The sequence below is a fragment of the Nodosilinea sp. LEGE 07298 genome, assembly GCF_015207265.1.
Classification (GTDB): Bacteria; Cyanobacteriota; Cyanobacteriia; order Phormidesmidales; family Phormidesmidaceae; genus Nodosilinea.
Genome location: NZ_JADEXE010000113.1, coordinates 1 through 18,841 on the forward strand (window position 1 = coordinate 1; position 18,841 = coordinate 18,841).

22 protein-coding genes and 1 pseudogene are annotated in these 18,841 nt (G+C 53.2%); 14 read left to right on the forward strand and 9 right to left on the reverse strand.

The window, feature by feature from the left end; all coding sequences use genetic code 11:
* Positions 1-127 precede the first annotated feature (127 nt).
* A pseudogene (locus IQ273_RS16185) lies at positions 128-439 on the forward strand (formylglycine-generating enzyme family protein); the annotation flags it as partial.
* Positions 440-452: 13 nt separating this feature from the next.
* Here the strand turns inward: IQ273_RS16185 and IQ273_RS34415 are convergent.
* Together IQ273_RS34415 and IQ273_RS16190 are read right to left on the reverse strand one after the other, a co-directional pair.
* Positions 453-578, reverse strand: a complete 126-nt coding sequence (locus IQ273_RS34415) for a hypothetical protein (protein WP_255534525.1) — start codon at positions 576-578, stop codon at positions 453-455.
* Between the two features lie 238 nt (positions 579-816).
* Complete coding sequence (locus IQ273_RS16190; RefSeq protein WP_194024208.1) at positions 817-1,290, reverse strand: hypothetical protein; 474 nt, start codon at positions 1,288-1,290, stop codon at positions 817-819.
* Between the two features lie 89 nt (positions 1,291-1,379).
* On the opposite strand from IQ273_RS16190, the gene IQ273_RS16195 reads away from it, so the two are divergent.
* From IQ273_RS16195 to IQ273_RS16215, 5 genes are all read left to right on the forward strand, one after another.
* On the forward strand, positions 1,380-1,730 hold the full coding sequence (locus IQ273_RS16195) for a hypothetical protein (RefSeq protein ID WP_194024209.1): 351 nt from the start codon (positions 1,380-1,382) through the stop codon (positions 1,728-1,730).
* 133 nt (positions 1,731-1,863) lie between these two features.
* Positions 1,864-3,096: a formamidase gene (gene fmdA / locus IQ273_RS16200; protein WP_194024210.1), complete on the forward strand. Its 1,233-nt coding sequence runs from the start codon at positions 1,864-1,866 to the stop codon at positions 3,094-3,096.
* 5 nt (positions 3,097-3,101) lie between these two features.
* Positions 3,102-3,470, forward strand: a complete 369-nt coding sequence (locus IQ273_RS16205) for a zinc ribbon domain-containing protein (RefSeq protein WP_194024211.1) — start codon at positions 3,102-3,104, stop codon at positions 3,468-3,470.
* A 648-nt stretch (positions 3,471-4,118) separates the two neighbouring features.
* Entirely contained in the window at positions 4,119-4,313 is a 195-nt protein-coding gene (locus tag IQ273_RS16210; protein ID WP_194024212.1) for an NblA/ycf18 family protein, read from the forward strand.
* A gap of 48 nt (positions 4,314-4,361) precedes the next feature.
* Positions 4,362-5,114 carry a fatty acid desaturase gene (locus tag IQ273_RS16215; RefSeq protein WP_194024213.1) on the forward strand — a complete coding sequence of 251 codons (753 nt, stop codon included), beginning with the start codon at positions 4,362-4,364 and terminating at the stop codon, positions 5,112-5,114.
* Between the two features lie 97 nt (positions 5,115-5,211).
* Here IQ273_RS16215 and IQ273_RS16220 read toward each other — a convergent pair whose 3' ends face one another.
* From IQ273_RS16220 to IQ273_RS16240, 5 genes are all read right to left on the reverse strand, one after another.
* Positions 5,212-5,931 carry a phosphatase PAP2 family protein gene (locus tag IQ273_RS16220; RefSeq protein ID WP_194024214.1) on the reverse strand — a complete coding sequence of 240 codons (720 nt, stop codon included), beginning with the start codon at positions 5,929-5,931 and terminating at the stop codon, positions 5,212-5,214.
* 215 nt (positions 5,932-6,146) lie between these two features.
* On the reverse strand, positions 6,147-6,521 hold the full coding sequence (locus tag IQ273_RS16225; protein ID WP_194024215.1) for a hypothetical protein: 375 nt from the start codon (positions 6,519-6,521) through the stop codon (positions 6,147-6,149).
* Between the two features lie 114 nt (positions 6,522-6,635).
* Entirely contained in the window at positions 6,636-6,968 is a 333-nt protein-coding gene (locus IQ273_RS16230; protein WP_194024216.1) for a NirD/YgiW/YdeI family stress tolerance protein, read from the reverse strand.
* 187 nt (positions 6,969-7,155) lie between these two features.
* The gene (locus tag IQ273_RS16235; protein WP_194024226.1) at positions 7,156-8,436 is read right to left on the reverse strand and encodes a cell wall metabolism sensor histidine kinase WalK; all 1,281 of its coding nucleotides are present in this window, start codon (positions 8,434-8,436) and stop codon (positions 7,156-7,158) included.
* Positions 8,436-9,125 (reverse strand): response regulator transcription factor, encoded by a 690-nt coding sequence (locus IQ273_RS16240; RefSeq protein WP_194024217.1) that lies wholly within the window; start codon positions 9,123-9,125, stop codon positions 8,436-8,438. Before IQ273_RS16240 ends, IQ273_RS16235 begins: the two co-directional genes overlap by 1 nt.
* Positions 9,126-9,254: 129 nt before the next feature.
* On the opposite strand from IQ273_RS16240, the gene IQ273_RS16245 reads away from it, so the two are divergent.
* Positions 9,255-9,635, forward strand: a complete 381-nt coding sequence (locus IQ273_RS16245; protein ID WP_194024218.1) for a hypothetical protein — start codon at positions 9,255-9,257, stop codon at positions 9,633-9,635.
* Between the two features lie 483 nt (positions 9,636-10,118).
* Entirely contained in the window at positions 10,119-10,508 is a 390-nt protein-coding gene (locus IQ273_RS16250; protein ID WP_194024219.1) for an AbrB family transcriptional regulator, read from the forward strand.
* 88 nt (positions 10,509-10,596) lie between these two features.
* On the opposite strand, the gene IQ273_RS16255 is transcribed toward IQ273_RS16250, so the two are convergent.
* A complete protein-coding gene (locus IQ273_RS16255) occupies positions 10,597-12,516 on the reverse strand; it encodes a protelomerase family protein (RefSeq protein WP_194024220.1) in 1,920 nt (639 codons plus the stop codon).
* 510 nt (positions 12,517-13,026) lie between these two features.
* On the opposite strand from IQ273_RS16255, the gene IQ273_RS33750 reads away from it, so the two are divergent.
* The 5 genes from IQ273_RS33750 (at position 13,027) to IQ273_RS16275 (ending at position 17,380) form a co-directional block, all read left to right on the forward strand.
* On the forward strand, positions 13,027-13,608 hold the full coding sequence (locus tag IQ273_RS33750; protein WP_228053175.1) for an ATP-binding cassette domain-containing protein: 582 nt from the start codon (positions 13,027-13,029) through the stop codon (positions 13,606-13,608).
* 84 nt (positions 13,609-13,692) lie between these two features.
* A complete protein-coding gene (locus IQ273_RS33755) occupies positions 13,693-14,637 on the forward strand; it encodes an ATP-binding cassette domain-containing protein (RefSeq protein WP_313898149.1) in 945 nt (314 codons plus the stop codon).
* Between the two features lie 78 nt (positions 14,638-14,715).
* Positions 14,716-15,504, forward strand: coding sequence for a TetR family transcriptional regulator (locus IQ273_RS16265; protein ID WP_194024221.1), 789 nt, complete (start codon positions 14,716-14,718; stop codon positions 15,502-15,504).
* A 221-nt stretch (positions 15,505-15,725) separates the two neighbouring features.
* Entirely contained in the window at positions 15,726-16,493 is a 768-nt protein-coding gene (locus IQ273_RS16270; RefSeq protein ID WP_194024222.1) for a CPBP family intramembrane glutamic endopeptidase, read from the forward strand.
* A gap of 167 nt (positions 16,494-16,660) precedes the next feature.
* Entirely contained in the window at positions 16,661-17,380 is a 720-nt protein-coding gene (locus tag IQ273_RS16275) for a hypothetical protein (protein WP_228053177.1), read from the forward strand.
* Between the two features lie 144 nt (positions 17,381-17,524).
* Here IQ273_RS16275 and IQ273_RS16280 read toward each other — a convergent pair whose 3' ends face one another.
* Positions 17,525-18,088 (reverse strand): TetR/AcrR family transcriptional regulator, encoded by a 564-nt coding sequence (locus IQ273_RS16280; RefSeq protein ID WP_194024224.1) that lies wholly within the window; start codon positions 18,086-18,088, stop codon positions 17,525-17,527.
* Positions 18,089-18,169: 81 nt separating this feature from the next.
* Here IQ273_RS16280 and IQ273_RS16285 point away from each other — a divergent pair, with 81 nt between their 5' ends.
* On the forward strand, positions 18,170-18,580 hold the full coding sequence (locus tag IQ273_RS16285; protein ID WP_194024225.1) for a DUF5367 family protein: 411 nt from the start codon (positions 18,170-18,172) through the stop codon (positions 18,578-18,580).
* Positions 18,581-18,841: the final 261 nt, after the last annotated feature.

Consider the following 18,841-nt stretch of genomic DNA (forward strand, 5'->3'; position numbering starts at 1 on the left):
ATTGCCGGTCAGATGTTTGATAACGAATATGACTTGGCCATGACCGTCATTGACGGCATGGAAGCGCGTAGTAAAGCTGGAAATTATCAGCTAGAACGTTTTATGTTTAAATGCGCCTAGCTACTTATCCTTTCCGCCCAATGGCTACGGCCTCTACGACATGGCGGGCAACGTGTGGGAACTAACCGCCAGTTGGTACACCGTCTACCACGACGACCTAGCCCACCAGCACGACCCCATCGGCCCTACCCAGGCGGCTAGCTACGACCCCAAAAAGCCCCAGGACGGAGCCACCCACGTGATTAAAGGCGGTTCCTACCTCTGCGCTAAAAACTATTGCAGTCGCTATCGCCCCGCCGCCCGCGAATCCCAAGCGGTGGATACCGGCACTACCCATGTGGGGTTTCGGTTGGTGAAGGCGATCGCACCTGATGACTAAGCCCGGCACTGACTTACCAAGAGATGAATGACTGAAAGCCCTGCCAGAAGCCTTCCTCAGTTTTGACAAACAGAATAGTAAAGGACAGGCTATCTGGCGCGGTGCTGTGAATGATGCGGCCAGCGTAACCCTTGTTCATCTTGCTAGTCGCCCCGCCCAGCGCGGTGATCGGGTTTCGGTTGGCTATGACGGCCAATGGGGACAGGGCACGGCTCTTCCGAGCTTTTGATGAAGCCGAGAGAACGATTGCTGCCCTACGTTGAACGTCAACCCCGACCCCCTTTTTGAAATTTCAGCAGCTTGGCACAAACATCAGGTTTCTCCAGCTTTAGAAGACTTCTTAGCTTTAGTCAAACAGGCATAATGATTTGACAACGTCAAGTTTTTTGTTTGCGTTCTGCTCTAGCTGCCTTGAGTTCTCTGCTCTTCAATTCGGCGGCTTGATGAGCATTCACGTAGTCTTTTCCCCCTAGCATCACGTCACCGTAATACTCGTAGGGCGGAGCACCGTAAATCGGCAGCGGAGGATCATCTGGGTAATCTTCTCGGGCCTCTTCAATAGAGGCTTTTAATGCCTTGATGCTGAGGCTTTGGGCGGGAAAGTAGTAGATTTCTTGCTGGGTCTTATTTATATGCGGCAGCGTCGGGTCGATAATATCTTCACCCAGTTCAATCCAGGCGTGTTCGATAGGCTCATACTGCCCGTTATTCAAAACCACAAACCCTTGGACGTAGGTCGCTCCAGTCAGTGTCAGCACAGCTCGATGAGTGTTGTCAAAGGGAGCGCCTGCTTTGCTTTTGATTTGTTCAAAAATTTCGAGGGAAAGGGGTTCATTCAGGGTTGGGGGCATTGGGCGTAAATTTTAGGGTCGCTACTGCAGATCCTAAGCATCTGTGCTGCGTATGTCTATTACCGCTAGGCCGATGTTCAGGTCATGTAGTGAGTGCTAGCGCCAAAAGGCTCAGCCTTGGCGGGTTGGGGGTGCGATCGCACTTGGGATGCCAGGTAAGCCCGCTCAAGCAATACAGCCTTGGTTTGTCGCTGGCTCGGTGTAGACAGGACCTCTATGGGCGACCAACGCAGGGGACGCTATTTTATGCCTCTAACCCGGCGCAAGGGGTTCCCAAGCTGCGCCAGGCCGTTCTAGTGGTGGTGGGCTACTCCATCCTGGTGCGCTCTGTGTCTTCTGGGCCTAGGCCGTTTGCGGTCTCCATTCCCTGCACTATGCCAAGTAGCCAGGTGCCCCTAGGGTCAGCTTCTCGCGGGTCGCGGGTGCAGCTGCGGGGTTAGTTATCTGGGGGCTTCGGCTCCCCTTTTTTTCCGCAGAAAGCGATGACGACTAAAACAGGTGCTTGTTGATACTTTTCAACTTTTTCCCCATGTTATGTTGTGACCGATCAACTGATACTAAGGACTAACGGCCATGGCCGACACTCTGATCAAAATCGAGTTGGATAAGTCTCCTTACGAGAACGACATGATCCACAACCGCTGGCATCCCGATATTCCACTGGTGGCCACGGTTAAGCCTGGTGATGATTTTATTGTTGAGTGTTACGACTGGACCGGAGGACAGATAAACAACGATGACAGTGCCGATGACGTTCGAGATGTTGACCTGACTCAAGTACATTTTCTCTCTGGACCGGTGGGCGTAGAGGGTGCAGAACCCGGTGATTTGCTAGAGGTAGATATCCTAGATATCGGCGCATTTAAGGAGAGCCAGTGGGGTTTCAACGGCTTCTTTTCAAAAAAGAATGGTGGCGGATTCCTAACTGAACATTTTCCTGAAGCCCAGAAGTCCATTTGGGATTTCAACGGAATGTTCACTAAGTCCCGACATATTCCCAATGTAGAATTCGCTGGCCTAATTCACCCTGGGCTGATTGGCTGCCTGCCTTCTAAGGAGATGCTGGCGGAGTGGAACAGGCGTGAGCAGGCCCTTGTCGAAACCAACCCAAATCGGGTGCCGCCACTGGCAGCCCTGCCCTATGCTGATACAGCTCACATGGGCCGGATGCCTGCGGATCAGGCCAGACTTGCTGCCGCCGAAGGTGCCCGCACCGTGCCGCCTCGGGAACATGGCGGTAACTGCGATATCAAAGACCTCTCCCGAGGCTCCAAGGTTTATTTTCCGGTCTACGTGAAAGGTGGTGGCCTGTCAGTAGGAGATCTTCACTTCAGCCAGGGCGATGGCGAGATCACCTTTTGTGGGGCGATCGAAATGGCCGGTTGGATTCACTTGCGGGTTAACGTGATCAAGGACGGCATGGCCAAGTATGCCATCAAAAACCCAATCTTCAAACCCAGCCCGATCAAGCCTCGCTACGACGATTACTTGATTTTCGAGGGCATTTCGGTGGACGAGCAAGGCGAGCAGCACTACTTAGATGTTCATGTTGCCTACCGCCAGGCCTGCCTGAATGCTATCGAATACATGACTAAGTTTGGCTACAGCCGTGCCCAGGCCTACGCGATTCTCGGCTGCGCTCCAGTGGAAGGGCACATTAGCGGCGTTGTAGACATCCCCAACGCCTGCGCCACTCTGTGGCTGCCCACCGATATCTTCGACTTCAACATCAATCCTGGTGCCGACGGCCCGCAGGCCCAAGCCAATAGCACTATGGATGTGCCCCTTTCAGCTGACAAGGAGTAATGTCTATGCCTCTCTACGACTATAAGTGCCGTGATCATGGCCTGTTTCAGGAGCTGGCAATGCTGTCGGAAAGCGCACAGCCTCAACCTTGCCCGCAGTGTGAATCCCTGGCGGCGCGGGTAATTGTGCTGCCGCCTGCGCTGCTGGGCACGAATCCTCCCCTTCAAGTCGCTATGGCCCGAAACGAGCGTAGTCAGCATGAGCCCCTGTTTTCGACTCCCGAGCATCGCGCTGAGGAGCAGGCGCGGCATGAGCACCAACATGGCAAAGGCTGCGGTTGTCAGGAGCAGGGCCTTAGCAAACCACAGGTGCTCTACACCGCTGATGGTAAGAAATGGTTTCCTGCTGCCAGGCCTTGGATGATCAGTCACTAGCCTGCTAGTAGTTGGTCACCGATTAGCAGTCAAAGCCTATTCAGTTAGCTGCACGATTAACTTCAGCTTTGCCGATCTGAATTTGTATCGGTAACGATCTTGGGCTCTGGGCGCTGCCGCAGGGCCTTTTATCTTTTCTCGATGAGCACTAACCACTAGCGGCTTAGGACTATTGGTGGGTGCTCATTGGCCTGTAGGTTGCGATCGCCCCTCTACCACCACAGAAGATGCCCTCATCGGGGCACATGGGCTGTGCTTTACACCACCCTTACCCCGCCGTAGACTTCTTCAGATACCTTTCCCACGCCACCAAGTAGGCAGCTTATAAGCTTTCTCACCTCTGCGCTCACCTCCAGCTATATATCCCTGGTCAGCACACTTCTCCCCCTCCGCGCCTATCTTCTCTGCGTACAATTCAGTGCCCAACTGTGGGATGCCGGTGCCCCGAACGACTGAGGGCCGGATTCACTGGGGTTATAGGCATTGCGGTTGGGCGGATAATTCGGTGTTGCGGCAGAGCCTACCAATCTAGAGCGACACACTTTCGGGGACGTCTACCACGAAAGAAAGAGATTGGCGCAATGTCTTCAGCAAAACGTTACATTAATCAACGTAACGTTGCTAGCCATAGCTAAGGGAATGTCACACATGGATATTGATCAGTTGCCCTTGAAACAGCAGTTTGAGATTCAGGTCTTTGAAACTCAGGTTCAATGTCTCTCCCAATCAAATGCTCAAGCTCTCCTTATTCCACTGCGAGAGGTCATGTTATATCAGGCCACTGCTTTCCGTGAAACTTTAAAGGAGTCCTGGGGCTTTGGCAAAGATGTTGATCTGCTTTAGGAGTGCTCATAGAGGAGTAGCTTGTTTAGATTGGAAACATGAAGAGATATGGTCAGTCAATCACCCTCACGCCCCTTTAAGATCTTTAGTCATTCTCAATTAAGTCTGTACTGGGCTGGCTTAATCGGATTAATGTGGCTTATCAGTTTAGTGGGCACCTTCACCCTATTTAGTGCCCAAACTCCTCTACTTTATTGGCTCTGGGCAATTCTGGTCAGAACATTTTTACATACCGGTTTATTCATCGTTACCCATGAAGCTATTCATAGAAATATTTCTGATTTTCATGGGCTTAACGACGCATTCGGTTACGTAACATCCTGGTTGTACGCGCTATTGCCTTATCAGCTGCTGGCTAAAAACCACCGGCTTCATCATCGCTTTCCTGCTACCGAACAAGATCCTGACCATCATGATGTGGACAAGGGAAGGTTCTGGTTCTGGTACATCCAGTTTATGAAGACTTACCAGACAAACGGGCAGGTTTGGGTGTCGTTGATTGGCATCAGCTTAATTTTCTGTGCCTTCATTATCTGCCACATTCCGGCGATTAATCTGATTCTTTTTTGGATTATTCCCATGGTGCTCAGCTCATTACAGCTGTTCACCTTCGGCATCTTTCTTCCCCATCGGCAAACAAGCAACGTACCTAAATCTGGTCACTCTATTAAAAGCATTCATTTGCCAGTTTTTTGGTCATTTATTACTTGCTACCATTTTGGGTATCACCGAGAGCACCATCTAAATCCTCATCTATCCTGGTACCAGTTACCTCAAGTTTATAGAGACGGCAAAGTATAAAGTTTTGATCGATACTCGAACTTACCGATTAGAGCCCTTATTGGCCGATACCTCAACCTCTTTGGGTTGATTACAGGCAATCTAACGGCTCATAGGATTAGCCGCTGCTGGAGTTTGTAGGTCGTCCTGAGCGTTTGGTTGCAAGCTGAAACAGGCCAATGCACAGGCTCAGCCACAGAAAGCCGATGCTATACCCTGCCACCACATCTGTAGGCCAGTGAACGCCCAGATAAATGCGGCTGAGGCCAATACTGCCAATCAGTAACGTGGCAATACCGTAAATCAACCACTTGTGCGATTGAAACCGCTGCACGAGAAGGTAAGCCGAAAAGCCATAGAGCACCATCGACCCCAGGGCGTGGCCGCTCGGAAAGCTGTAGGAGTTTTCGGTAATCAGCTGTGACCATAGCGCAGGGCGTTCCTTCCCAAAAATCAGCTTGAACCCCGTACTCAGCACCGCTCCCCCGATGCAGTTAATGGCAAAGATAGCGGCAATCCGCCAGCGCCAGCGCCACCACAACCAGACAACACCAATGCAGGTGAGGGGCACCACAATGTCAGGATCTCCCAGCCGGGTCATGGTCAGCATGACCTGGTTCATGACTGGATTGGCAAAGTTGTTAATCCAGAGCAGGATAGTTTCGTCGAAAGCAAAGACCTCCTGCTCCAGCACTTCTTCAGCCAGGTTGGCCAAACCAAACAGCAAGAGCAGACAAACCCCGAGCCAAATGACGCCAGCGGTTGTGACAAAAGACATCAGGCGGGGGTTCACCTCGTGCATCCATAGTCTGGCCAGGTTTTTCAACGTTTCTTGCATAGTGCATTTACTCAGGCAGCATAGTTCGATCCCAGAGGGTTATAGCTGTAGCCAGTCTGGTTAAGGCCGGTTTCCTATGAACGTTCAAACGTTTGAACGTTCATAGGGTTTCTGGATGTCCTAACCAACGTGACTATGGTTATACTTGCAGATACCCAAGAGATCTGTTCGGCCAGCTAAAGGACTCCGAAATCTACACGATTACTCTTCCACTACTACTGGATAAAGGTGCATTCACCCAAAGAGAGCTTTTGCTTCAAGACGGTCATCAAATAACGAGTGGAGAAAGGTTTAATAAAAATATCTTCTGGGGCTGCAATCTTTCGCAGATCGTGGCCACCGACTTGGTAGTCCTTTGCCAGCAGAATTAGGGGAAGCTGTCGTTGCTGGATGAGCGCCACTAGGGATGAGGTATCGGTTTGAAAAAAGTCGGCATCCACGAGCACCAAATCAGTACGAGGTTGCCCGATCGCATCGATGACAGCGCTGTAGTTGGTTGCAGTGGAGGTAGTCCAGCCCTGGAGCTGCAGCCCTTTTTCTAGCAGGGTGGCGAGGCGAAGACGGCTGGCAGTTACTAAAACGCAGCTCATAGTCAGTAGAAAGTACGGGGCAAGGCTTAACTGAGGTGAGGGATGTAACAGCAGCTATCTTCTTTTGTGAGGGAACTTGGATGAAGGAGCTTATGTGCGATCGGCAAATCTCAGCTAATCATCCACAACCGTAATTGTTTCGCCACCAGCGGGAGTCAGGGTCAGGGCTTCAAATTCATCCTCGTCGTAATAGCCCGTGACGGTGACAGTCGTGCCCACGGCGAGATTTGACGCTCGAATAGCAGCGGTTTCCGCCTCGACCTCAATTTGTCCGGTACCATCATTCAGCAGAAAATCATCGTCGTCTGTGAGCTGGACCACTTCTCCGGAGATGGTGACGGTGTTGGCGCTACGCAAGTCTTGAATGGTGGACTGGCTCAGGCCGGGCAATGCTATAGCGGCGAGGGCGATCGCGGTGATACCTGTGCTGATTAAAGCGATGTTCATAGTGAGTTACCTCCAGAAATGGGTGACCATGAAGAGCACGAACGCCGCAGAATCAGGGCTAGTGGGCAAAGCCTTCCTAGGGAAGGCCAAGAATTTCAGCACTTCAAAAAGGCTGATTTCACTGACATTCGTGCCTATCGTTGATTGGTTACCCTCCATACTGCGGCGCAAAAGTAACATGAAGGTTTCAATCGGTCGGAGAAGCCACCAGCGGTAGCCGAATCTGGAACTGCGACCCCTGCTTTACCTGGCTGGTGGCCTTAATTTGCCCGCCATGCAGCTCAACGATCTGGCGCACGATCGCCAGACCCAGGCCAAAGCCTCCCGCCTGCCGGGACCGTTCTTTATCGACCCGGTAGAAGCGTTCAAAAATGTGGGGCAGGTCCTCAACGGGAATGCCGAGGCCGGAATCTTCTACCCGGACGTAGACCCATCGCGGTTGCAGCTGGCCAACTAACCGAATGGTGCCCCCTGCCGGGGTGTAGCGGCAGGCATTATCCAGCAGATTGGCGATCGCTTGACGCAGCAGTCCCGGTTCCCCCTGTACCCAAGCCGTCCCTGCCAGCGATATGACCTCGAAATGCAGATCTTGAGCGGTCATGCGGGGATTGTAGTCCGCCGCAATGGAGGTCAGCAGCGCCCCTACTTCCGTCGGCTGAAAGGCCTCGGGGGGTAGCTGGCCCTGATGGCGAGCTAGAAACAGCAGATGCCCCACCAGGGTACTCATGGACTCCCCTGCCTCAGAGATGGTTTTCAAACAGTCGGCTTGCTCTGTCGGGGAGGTCGGTTCCATCAGGCCCAGTTGGGCGTTGCTGATGATGGCCGCCAGGGGTGCCCGCAGCTCGTGGGAGGCATCGGCGGTGAACTGCTGCAGCCGTCGATAGGCCAGGCGAATGGGCTGCATCGCTCTACCCCCCAGTAGCCAGCCCGTAAAGGCAATGATGGCCAGGGCAATGGGTAGACCAATCCCTAAAAACAGGCGCAGTTGCTGTAAGGGCGGGATCACCGGATCCAGGGATGCCGCCACCTGCAAATAGCCCAGCATGCGCCCATCCCGGTAGACGGGTAGGGTCAACTGACGCAGGGCTGGTTGGGGGGCAGACCCGTGGCCATGAAGGGTTTGAAAGCCCAACGTAGCCTTTAGGGTAGGGGCGGGGATATCTCCCATGAACTGCAGCAGGGCTTTTTCGGGAGTGTACCAGCGGGCAAAGACGATGTTGGTGTCGAGCTTGATGGCATCGCTGCCCAGCAGCGGGGCATTTTCCAAATCAATGCGGCGTTTTTCACCGTAGGTAATTTCTTCGACACCAGAGGCAATGACCTGGCTGCTGTTGTACAGGGTCTGATCGAAAAAGTAGAGGCGTTCTCGTGCTTCCCAGACATACAGCACCCCGGCAAACGCTACCAGAATGCTGCCCATGGAAAGGGTAAACCACTGGGCCAAGTTTAATCGGCTCTGCTCAAACATCAAGGCTGGGTCTCCGTTTCAGGAAGAGTCCAGCGATAGCCCATGCCGTAGACGGTCTGCAGCCAGTCTTCCGCGCCCAGGGTTTGCAGGCGCTGCCGCAGCCGATGCACCAGAATGGCGACGGCCTTGCTTTCGGGCTGCATGTCCCATTCCCAGAGGGCCTGCTCGATCTGGTCGCGGGTGAGCACCTGGTGGGGGTGGCGTAGCAGGTATTCCATCAGCTGAAACTCCCGTCCTGAAAGCTGCACGCTGGCATGCTGTCGATGGAGCTGGAGGGTACTCAGATCCAGGATTAAGTCTCCAAGGGAGAGCTGATCGCCCAACCACAGGGGCGATCGCCGCCCCAGCGCCCGCACCCGCGCCAGAAACTCCATCAGGTTCACGGGTTTGACCAGATAATCATCCGCTCCAGCATTGAGTCCGGCCACTTTATCGAGGATGGTGTCTTTGGCGGTCAAAAACAGAACCGGAGCCGTTTTGCCGGATTGTCGGTATCGCTGGCAAAGCTCTAACCCACTGATGTAGGGCAGCATCCAGTCGAGTACCAGCAGGTCGTAGGTGCGATCGCCCATCAGGCCCTGAGCCACATCGCCATCCAGCACCGCATCAACGCCATGCCCCGATTTGATCAGCGCCTGCTGGAGCGGCTTGAGCTGAGCCAGATCATCCTCAACTAAGAGAATTTTCATGGTGGGTGATATCTCCCGCAGGCAAACGTATACTCACCTTATCGGGTTTCTTCCGTGGGTGGATGGGTGTAAAACTATGCAAGCCCATTAGCCCTAATTCAGCGACATTCGGTGTAGGAGCGTAAAGCTATGCAAGTAAGACACGCTACCAAAATCGGCTTGGTTTATGGCCTGCCGATGGTGCTGATGGGGGCGGCATTTTGGGCGGGTAGCGGCTGGTTAACCGGGCAGGTGTTGGGCCAAAGTGATCTCGACGTGGCTCAGATTGATACTACTGGAGCCGAGTCCGTCAATGTTTCCTTTGCGGTGCGGGTACTGTCCATTGATGCGGAAATAGATCGCAACTCTCAGGTCACGGAAGTGACGGTGCAAACGGGGGGATCTTCGTTGCAGGAAATGGAGTTTGAGTATCCTTTGGCAGATTATGCTGAAGTGGAAAATGCGATCGCGGAGGATTTAGGCCTTACTCCTGAGCAGGTTCGTCGTTTGATACGCTACCGCATTGATTAATCAATGGCAGAAAATCACTCAAAGCCTATTGCGGCGGCTGGCGGTGCGCACCCAAAAGCCAGCGGAAGTGAGCAGCGGTTACAGAACACTCGGTACGGTTTAGACAATACTTGGTGTTATCAGAGGTGATATTGAAGTGGGGTCAAGGCGGAACTACTGGCGCTGCGTCGGTCAATTCAGCACAGCGCCAGCCCGAGAAGCGGAACGCCGATCTGGACTGAACTAGGGCAGTGGAGAGCGGCGGTCGTGTGGTTGTTGATGGGAACAGCGGTGATGGGAGTGCAACGCGCCAGCTGAGCCATAGGGATAGCGCTATCTAAAAACTTCGAATCTAATAATTGTGCTTGACGCTGATCATCTCCAGAATATTGTCTTTTTATTCAAGTTTTTAGATAGAGTAGGAAAGAAGATCTAAAAAACCCTAGGACAATTTTCTATGGGTCGTTTAGTATTTTGACATGTATTTTGTGGGCGTTCTAAATTATGGCAGTACAAGAGAGAGAAGCGTTGGCTGGCAAAGCGCTTCTGGCTAAGGTCAAAGAGAATGATGGACTGAGCAAGCGAGAACTGGCTAGGGAATGCGGTTATTACACCGTCAGCAAAGAAGGACAGACCCGTGTCGCTTTAGCCGAGTTCTACGATGCGTTATTGGCGGCCAAGGGCATTCAGCTTGAGCCGCAGAAGAGTGCAGATGGTCGGGGCCGAGAAGCATCTTATACCCTAACGGTTCACAAGAATGGACAGATTGTGATCGGCGCGGCCTATACCCAAGAAATGGGACTGAAGACTGGCGATGAGTTCAAAATTAAGCTGGGCTATAAGCACATTCACTTGGTTAAACTGGATGATGAGGGCAATGAAGACGACGCTTGATTGGATAGCGATGCCAATGAAGCGTTTGTCCCAGAAATGAGTTTCTGGTTTCAAAGGGCACCTCACCTAATCGTGAGTTGCCCTTATTTTAGCTGCGTGGATTATAGAGCCCTTCCTGTTGGAGCTTTTCCGACGCGAAGTTGAGGAAAGGCTCGGTTCTACCCTTGTTATGGGTTTTGAGGGAGTCATTTCCGAGGGACTTGTTGAATGCCTCAATGTCATCGTCGAGGTCAGTGGTAATGGCCTTAATGGCGGCCGCATGAATGCCGACTGCCTTGAGTAACGCCCCGGAGAACTTGACCGTTGCATCGGGATGTTCCTGAGCCCACTGTTGGGCGAGCTCAAGGAGCCGCACCCCGCGCTGATAGGGTTTAGTGCCTTGCGCCTTATCATGGTCGTTGTCATTTTCCTGAGGCCGAGCCGGGGAAGGCGCAGCCGGTGGCCCCGCCGGTGGCTCAGCCCCCTCATCCTCCCCCTCAAGATCAAAATCGAAGGCAAAGAACCGCTGAGCGGCCTGGAGCTGGTTGGGGTCAGCGGCGATCGCCTTTAACTCCTCAAGCATCGCCAGTAATCGTTCATGTTCGACCTTCAACGCCTTGAATTCTGAATCGTCACCCTGCCCCCCTCCGCCCGATCGCGCCAGCCGATCAATCGTCGCCGCCTGGGCCGAGATGGTTTGAGCCTGAGTCGAGATTGTCGCCGCCTGAGATGAGATCGTCGCCCAAACCGGGTCACCCTCCCTAGCCCCATTCCCCTGCGGGCTCGGCGTCGTTTTTGCGGGAAGAGAATCAGCCACAATCAGTGCTCCTTCGGTGTCTGTAAGAGGTTGTGTAACCGGTGCATCCAGCTCATCGGGCGGCAAGGGAATTGGGCCACTAGCGGCCAGCTTCACCCCCCGCGCCGTAAGCGGCTTCCCATTGCGAGTCAGATAATACTGGTAATAATGTCCCGTCACCGAGGCATTGCCGGTGGTCGTGTCATCCAATAGCACATGGCCCAAGAGATGCTGAGCCAGGCGCTGCTCCGCCATATTGGCCGGGCAAAAATAGTGGAGTGCGATCGGCACATAGACCGCCCGACAGCGATGGATGGAAATATTGGTAAACCCCTTTGGGGTTGGCAGCACCTGATCCAGTACCTTAACCACCCGACGATTGACCCGAGCGTTCAGCGCCTCCATTCTGGGGTCATCAGACGCGACCCCGTCAAGGTCATGAATGTCAGCCGTAGCCCTGAGCTTTTCCACCGCCAGCAAGACATCCTGGGCGGGCACCAGAGTCAGCACGTCATAGGCCGACTTAGCCGCCTTCTGCTGCCCGGTAAAGCGCAGTAAGTAAGGATGCCCCTGGGGAATCAATTGAGCCATCTCACCCACATGGGGTTGGAGCTGCCCGAGGCTAACGACCTCCGTATGCCGCCGCCCGGTCACGGCAGCGATCGCAATAATCAAGTCGATCGGGTCATTCGAGGCCAACAGAAGATTGACTTTGCCCATATAAGCATCGAGGTCGACGGGCTGGCGATCGTCCTGGCGAGCATTGGCATTTTGGGTAGTGGTGGCTCTGAGCTGAGCCTGCACCTCAATCGGGTAGGTAAACCCGTCTAAGGCATAGTGTCGCGCCTCAGAACCACTGCTGGGCTCCCCCGGCAGCGGATTGCGCTTTGTCCACCGGCGAGGGTAGGAATTTTTGCCATTGAGGGAAATGCGCCCCGCCTCAATCGCCGCCTTAATCGCCTTGGTGTAGCGAGGGAAATAGACCGAATTGATACTGCTACAGGGATAGGCCATCTCCAATAGCACTTGTTCTGCCGCACAGAGCCGGTCAATCGCCGCCTTTGTGTCGGTACCAAGGGCATTCATCTCTACCAGTTTGGCCACTAGGATAGAAATTAGCTCGTCCAACTCTTTCTTGGCCAGTTTGGTGCGATCGCCCTTTTCAATGCGAGCCTCCATCGCCGCGACGATCTCGGCGCGGGTGGTGTCGAACGTTTGAGCTAGAGAGGCCATGTCTATCGACAGTTGAAGGGTAACGGCATCGTCTATGACGTTCAATTATAGCAGTCAATAAATTTATAGCGGTATATAAAATCCCATGTTATTCCCCCACCCTGGAAGGGCTTTCGCCGGGGGAGCATTAGGAGCGGGCCAGGGCGTTCTTTGGGTAGGCGAGTGATATCGGTAGCAGTGCTTCCAACATCAAAGGAGCGATCGCATGGGCAGGAGAGTCACAAGTTCGAGGGCTGCCGTCTCCAGGTGGGTGAGGTCAGCCCGAGTTTCTGGGTGAGCCTGGATCAGGCTCAAAACCATTATGGTCCAGGGGCCATGTTTACTCGTGGCTGTTGGTGATCAATAGATCACCACTCCCAGGAAAAATGTATTACAATGTAGTACGGCTGTAAGGGTTTGACCTCAGCCCCAGACCATCGTTAGTCATTCTCGCCAACGCCATGAAGTTCTTTCTAAGCTACAACTCCTCACCCCTTCCCCACGTTTCGGTGATTAGCCTTAGACATCAGTATGGCCAAAGTACTCCTGTCTGCGCAGAATCTCAGCTACGGATTTGACCCGGCATCCGTTCTGTTTGAGCCCATTAACCTCAGTCTTCAAGTCGGCGATCGCGTTGCCCTGGTAGGGCGCAACGGCAGCGGCAAATCTACCCTAATAAAAATTCTGGCGGGGCACCTACAACCTACGCTGGGAAACGTTCTGCGGTACGGATCGCTAGCCTACGTACCCCAGACCAGCACCCTAGGGCAGACTGAGCCGACGGAGACCATTCTGGAAACCCTCAGTGCTGCCTCAGAAGACTGGTGGTGCATCGACGAGTTCTTGCGGACTCAGTTCGAGACCCATCTCGATTTATTGTTGCCCACAGCTAGTTTGAGCGGTGGCGAACTGACAAAACTGCTGCTGGCGATCGCCCTCGCAACCGCCCCAGACATACTGCTGCTAGATGAACCCACCAATCATCTGGATCTACTCGCCTTAGATCACCTCCGCCTCTGTCTGGAGCGGTTTCAGGGGGCGCTGGTGCTCGTCTCCCACAAGCCCCACTTTCTCGATCAGGTGGCCTCCATTACCTGGGAACTCATGCCCTAGGGGCTGAACGAATACGGCGGCGACTACACCCACTACCGCGAGCAAAAGCAAGCCTACCAACGGGCGGCAGAGCGTTCCCACGAGGTGGCTAGAAAAGCCCTAAAACGCGCCCAGGCGACGGCCCAAGCTGAGCAAAAGCGGGCCGCCCAATCCCAGCGCAGTGGTGAGCAAAAAGCGGCGGGCGGCAGTATGGGCAAGATGGCCAAACACTATTTTGCCAATCGGGCCTCGGGCACCGCAGGCCAGGGGGCCAAGCGCAATCAGGCCGCCGTTGAGCAAGCGACCCAACAGGTCACCCAGACCAAGGTGAGAACCACCAAGGCCACCACCATTCACCTGGCGGAAACCAATCAAAAGCGCCGCACGCTACTAGAAATTCGCGATGGCCACCTCAGGGTAGGGGAGCGCGAGCTGGTTCAAGATATTCAGCTGCAAGTGGTTGTGGGCGATCGGGTGGCGATCGCCGGGGCCAATGGCTCTGGCAAGTCCAGCTTGGTCAAAGCCATCTTTGCTACGGCTGAAACCGAGGCAATCTGGCTCGAAGCAGCTGACCTGCGCCTAGCCGACCCCCTCAAAGTGGTGTACCTCGATCAGACCTATGGGTTGATTGATCGCCGCCACAGCGTGCTAGGCAACATGCAAGCCACCAACTCGGCGCTGTCTTACCAACACCTACGCCAGCAGCTGGGGCATTTCCTATTCTTTGACCAGGCGGTAGACAAACCCGCCTCGGTCCTGAGCGGGGGAGAACTGGCCCGCCTAGCGCTAGCCATGATCAGCATTGCGGCCATTGACCTGCTGATTTTAGATGAGCCCACCAACAATCTGGATGTTGAAACAGTTGAGACGATGATTGGGGCCATCAATGATTACCGGGGTGCGCTGTGGGTGATTGCCCACGACCTGGATTTTTTAAGCCAAATCAAGATCGACCGAGCTTTTCAGCTCAAGCACCAAACCCTTCAGCCCATGAACGCTCTGCCTCAGGCCACCGAGGCCTATGGTCAAGAGCTGCTGGAGAATACTTGAACGGCTTGGACTGCCCCTCTGATGGCCTAGCCAGATACCGGGTGGTACATACTATGAATACTCATCGGTATATTTTTCGTGTCCACCCAAGATCGCATTCTCGCCGCTGCCCGTCAGCTCGCCCAAACCCAGCCCCTGCAAGACATCAGCCTCACCGCCGTAGCCAAAGAAGCGGGAGTAAGCTGGCCCACGGTGCGGCGCTACCTGGGCAACAAGCAGCAGCTCCAGGCCTTTCTCACTCAAGAAAACCCCCAGGTCGAGCAGCCCCTCGATACTCGCAGCCGCATTTTGGCCTCGGCCCAGCGGGTATTTGCTCAACAGGGTTATGCGGGGGCGACCTTGGATGCGATCGCTGCCGATGCGGGCCTAACCAAAGGAGCCGTTTACTGGCACTTCGCCAGCAAAATCGACCTGTTTGTCGCTCTGCTGCGCCAGCACCAGGAAAGCCCCCTGCACGTCACCCCTGAGCAGATTCAAACGCTATTCACCCAACTTGGCCCAGCGGCGGCAATCAAAACCCTGGTGACTCAGCAATTGGAGTACGCCCAGGCCCACCCCGACTGGTGCCGTCTAGCCATGGAGTTCTACATCCAGAGTCGCCAGACCGATGTGCAGCAGGTGTTTCAGGAAATGAACTATCAGGGCGAGCTGACGGGGCTAATCACTAGCCTGCGACAGCTTCAGGAACAGGGCCTGCTCAATGCCAGCATCGATGCCCAGATGATTGAAACCTACTGGAGCGCCCTAGTGAACGGCTTGATTTTGAACTACATCATCGACCCCGACAGCGTAAACCTGACCACCGAGGCCGAGTCTATTGCCCAACTCCTCTGGCAAGGGCTGAACCCCCAAACCCAAGAGGCGTAAATAAGTAGTCGAGGGCAACCTGCCGCCAAATCGTCAAATTTTATACTGACATACCATCTAGTAGGTATGCTAACTTATGGGCGTAGACGAAAAAACTGTGTCCGCCCTGCCTGATGCGTCGTTTTGTATTTACATACTGAACAGTAGGTATCCTTAATGCACGACTTTGTTCATGCTTAATTAGCGTTATACCGCTACACCCTGACAAGGGAGGAAAAACTATGGCCGCTAATGTTGGCTCAAAAACACAAGCTTCTAGACAAGATTCGCTTAGAATTTTGGGAATTTTGTTGTTTGCTTCGGTCTTTGCGTCAATCTCAACAATTTCCTATGGATTAACTATTGCCCATCAAGCAATTGCCTTGCCAAAAATCTTGCTGATAGCAGGTTCTTTAAGCGCAATTGTTACTACGCCTTTAGCTAGCTTGGGGTTATGGTCGCGCAGCCAGCAAAGCATTGCAGGCTCCAGTTTTGTAAAACTATTCATTAAAGAAAGGTGGCTTCTTTCATTGTTTTTAGCGATTGGGCTGGGAGGCTTATGCGGATTCTTTGTTGTTCTATCAGATCAAGCATTTCATTCATTTATTCCAGTTGAAATCCGAGATATGGTGCTGCCTGGTTTTTTGCCAGGATTGTTTGCTGCATTTGGTGCGGGTGTCAATGAAGAGATTTGGTTTCGATTGGGTGTATTAACTGGGCTGGTTGGATTTGGCCGTTGGGCACTAAAGCAGTCTCAAACAAGCAAGGTTCTATTTTGGGCTGCAAATGGTCTTACGGCTTTACTATTTGGGGCAGCGCATTTACCCCAGTTTGCATTGATGGCAAGCGAATTACCACTGATCTTTATTGAAGTTGTACTTTTTCAAAATAGTGTTGTTAGTGTGATTTTCGGATGGCTCTATTGGCAACGAGGGCTTTTGGCTGCTGTGGTCGCGCACATTACAGCCGATGCCGTTATTTATGTCATCGTTCCAGCATTTACCAGATAAAAATACCCCATCAAAAATCCTTCGTCATGACAGAAAAGACTCAGTACTTATTAGATCTCGTTCGACGCACTGTCCAACCGTATATTGCCAATTCTACAACCAGGGCAGTGATGGTCACTGGCTCAGTAGCAGAGGGGTTGTGCGATGAATACTCTGATTGCGACGTGATGTTTTACTACGATGAGCTACCGTCAAAGGCAGGCTTGGAGCGGGCACGTCAGCAAAATTCTCAAGCAGAATTGATTGAATTTTTGGGCCATCCCTCGGATGGAGCCTTTGGCGAAAGCCTTCAGATTGACGGAGTAGAATGCCAGTTTGCCCACGCCACTATCGCTCAGTGGGAAAGAGAAATCACTCGCATTCTTGAAGATTTTGAGATTCAATCTCCCATGATGAAGGGAATGTCTGGAACGTTAAACGGAGTACCGCTGTATGGTGAACCGCTGATTCAGCAATGGAAAGCCCGCATTGCCAACTTTCCCGATGGATTAGCCCAGGCAATGGTAAAGCATTACCTGACGTTTGTGCCCGTGTGGGGAATGCAGGAAAAGCTGGCTCGACGAGATGCGACCCTCTGGTACTCTCAAATTATGGTGGAATCAGCCCAAAATATTCTGGGGGTTTTGGCGGGGTTGAACCGTCAGTATTACTCAACGTTTCAATTCAAGCGCATGGGGCGCTTTATTGACCAACTGGCGATCGCACCTGAAAACTTGGCCCTGCGTCTCGAAAGCCTATTTCACCTAAAGGCTGATGCTGCCGTCTGTGAACTTGAAGGGTTAGTTCGAGCAACCATTGCTCTTATAGAGACTCACATGCCCCAGGTGGATACGGTTTCTGCTAAGCGCAAATTAGGCTGGAGACAGCAACCTTGGAGCTTTGGCTAGACGTGTTTTATTAGGCGATACTTTCTAACTCCAATCAGGTACCCAAAGTCCACTTTCTCAACCCTACAACCCAGGCGATCTGGCGAGATCAACTTAAACGCACAGCATCTGGTTGATTAGCGAAGTTGCGCCTTTTTGATGACGCTATTGGTGATTGGCCGATTTTAGCGTAGCCAAAAATGACTGAATGCTCTGCTCACCTCGCTGCGCATTGCCCGTGGTCAAAAAGTCGAGGGTGGCTCCCTGAAAGAGGTGAAACAGCGATCGCGCCACTGCTTCATCCCCCGTCAGCGCCGTCAGCGACTCAATCCACTGCTGGGTTTCGCGCTCCAGAAACTGCTGAGTTTCGGTATCGCCCTGCATAGCCCGCAGGTTGAGATCCATAGTTAGCTTTAGCCAGCCCTGCATTTCTGGGGTAGTAAATTGCTGCCACATCGCTAGCAGCGACTCGGCAACGGTATTAGCATCGGCTACGGCTGTGTTTTGCAGCGACTGGAGCTGTTCGCGCAGACGCACCTCTAGTCGGGCAATCACCTGGCGCTCTAGCTCTTGCTTAGAGCCAAAGTGGTAGACCAGCATGCGCCCACTGGTGCCGATACGCTTTGCGATCGCATTGATGCTAGCATCCAGCGCGCCCGCCTCAATGGCTACCTCCAAGCACTTTTCGAGCAACTCAGCTTTCTTTTGGGGTTCGGTGGGTCGACTCATGTTGACAGTTAACGTAATAGCTATTACATTTACGATTAACGTAATCACTGTTACGTTAACACCGTTCCACAGGTAAACATCATGAACACAAAAGATCGTTTGAGCGTCTTGTTGGTTGGGTTGGGCATTTGGGCGGCGGCTACCGTGGCCTATCGGCAGGTGGGCTCAGTCTTCTTTGAGCGCTCGGTTATGGAGTACTGGCTCAACGTTGCCAGCACTGGCGGGCTATACACGCTGGTTTTTGTCGGGCTGATGCGGTGGCGGCGCATTGAAACCAAAGACTGGTTGCAGGGCGCAGTCTGTATCGCGCTGCCTGGAATGCTAGGGGAAGTTCCCATTTTGGCGGGCTTTGCTGACGTAATGAGCAACATGCACCCCGAAACCGCTGGACGCTATGCAGCGTTCCTATTTTCTGGGTACTCGATTCTGTTGGGCTTTGCCTGGTTCATGGCGACTAAAGAGGCGCGACAGCCCTCCAAGGCCAATCTTTGACTATTGCCTGCTCCTGAATAGCTGCGCTAGACCAACTACGCTTTCTGTTTAGCAATTTCCCATTTCCGTCAGTCCTAACGATTCGATGCCCTAACATCCCATCTCGAATTACCACCATGCTAACCACAGAGGTAATTGCTCAACTCAGTAGCCAATCAGCCTGCTGTGAGGTAAGGGCACGGGAGATAGCGTCAAAGGCAGAGATGCTTTGACGGCGAGCCGTGTTTACCAGCGAACGCACCTGGGCGAACAACTCCGCAC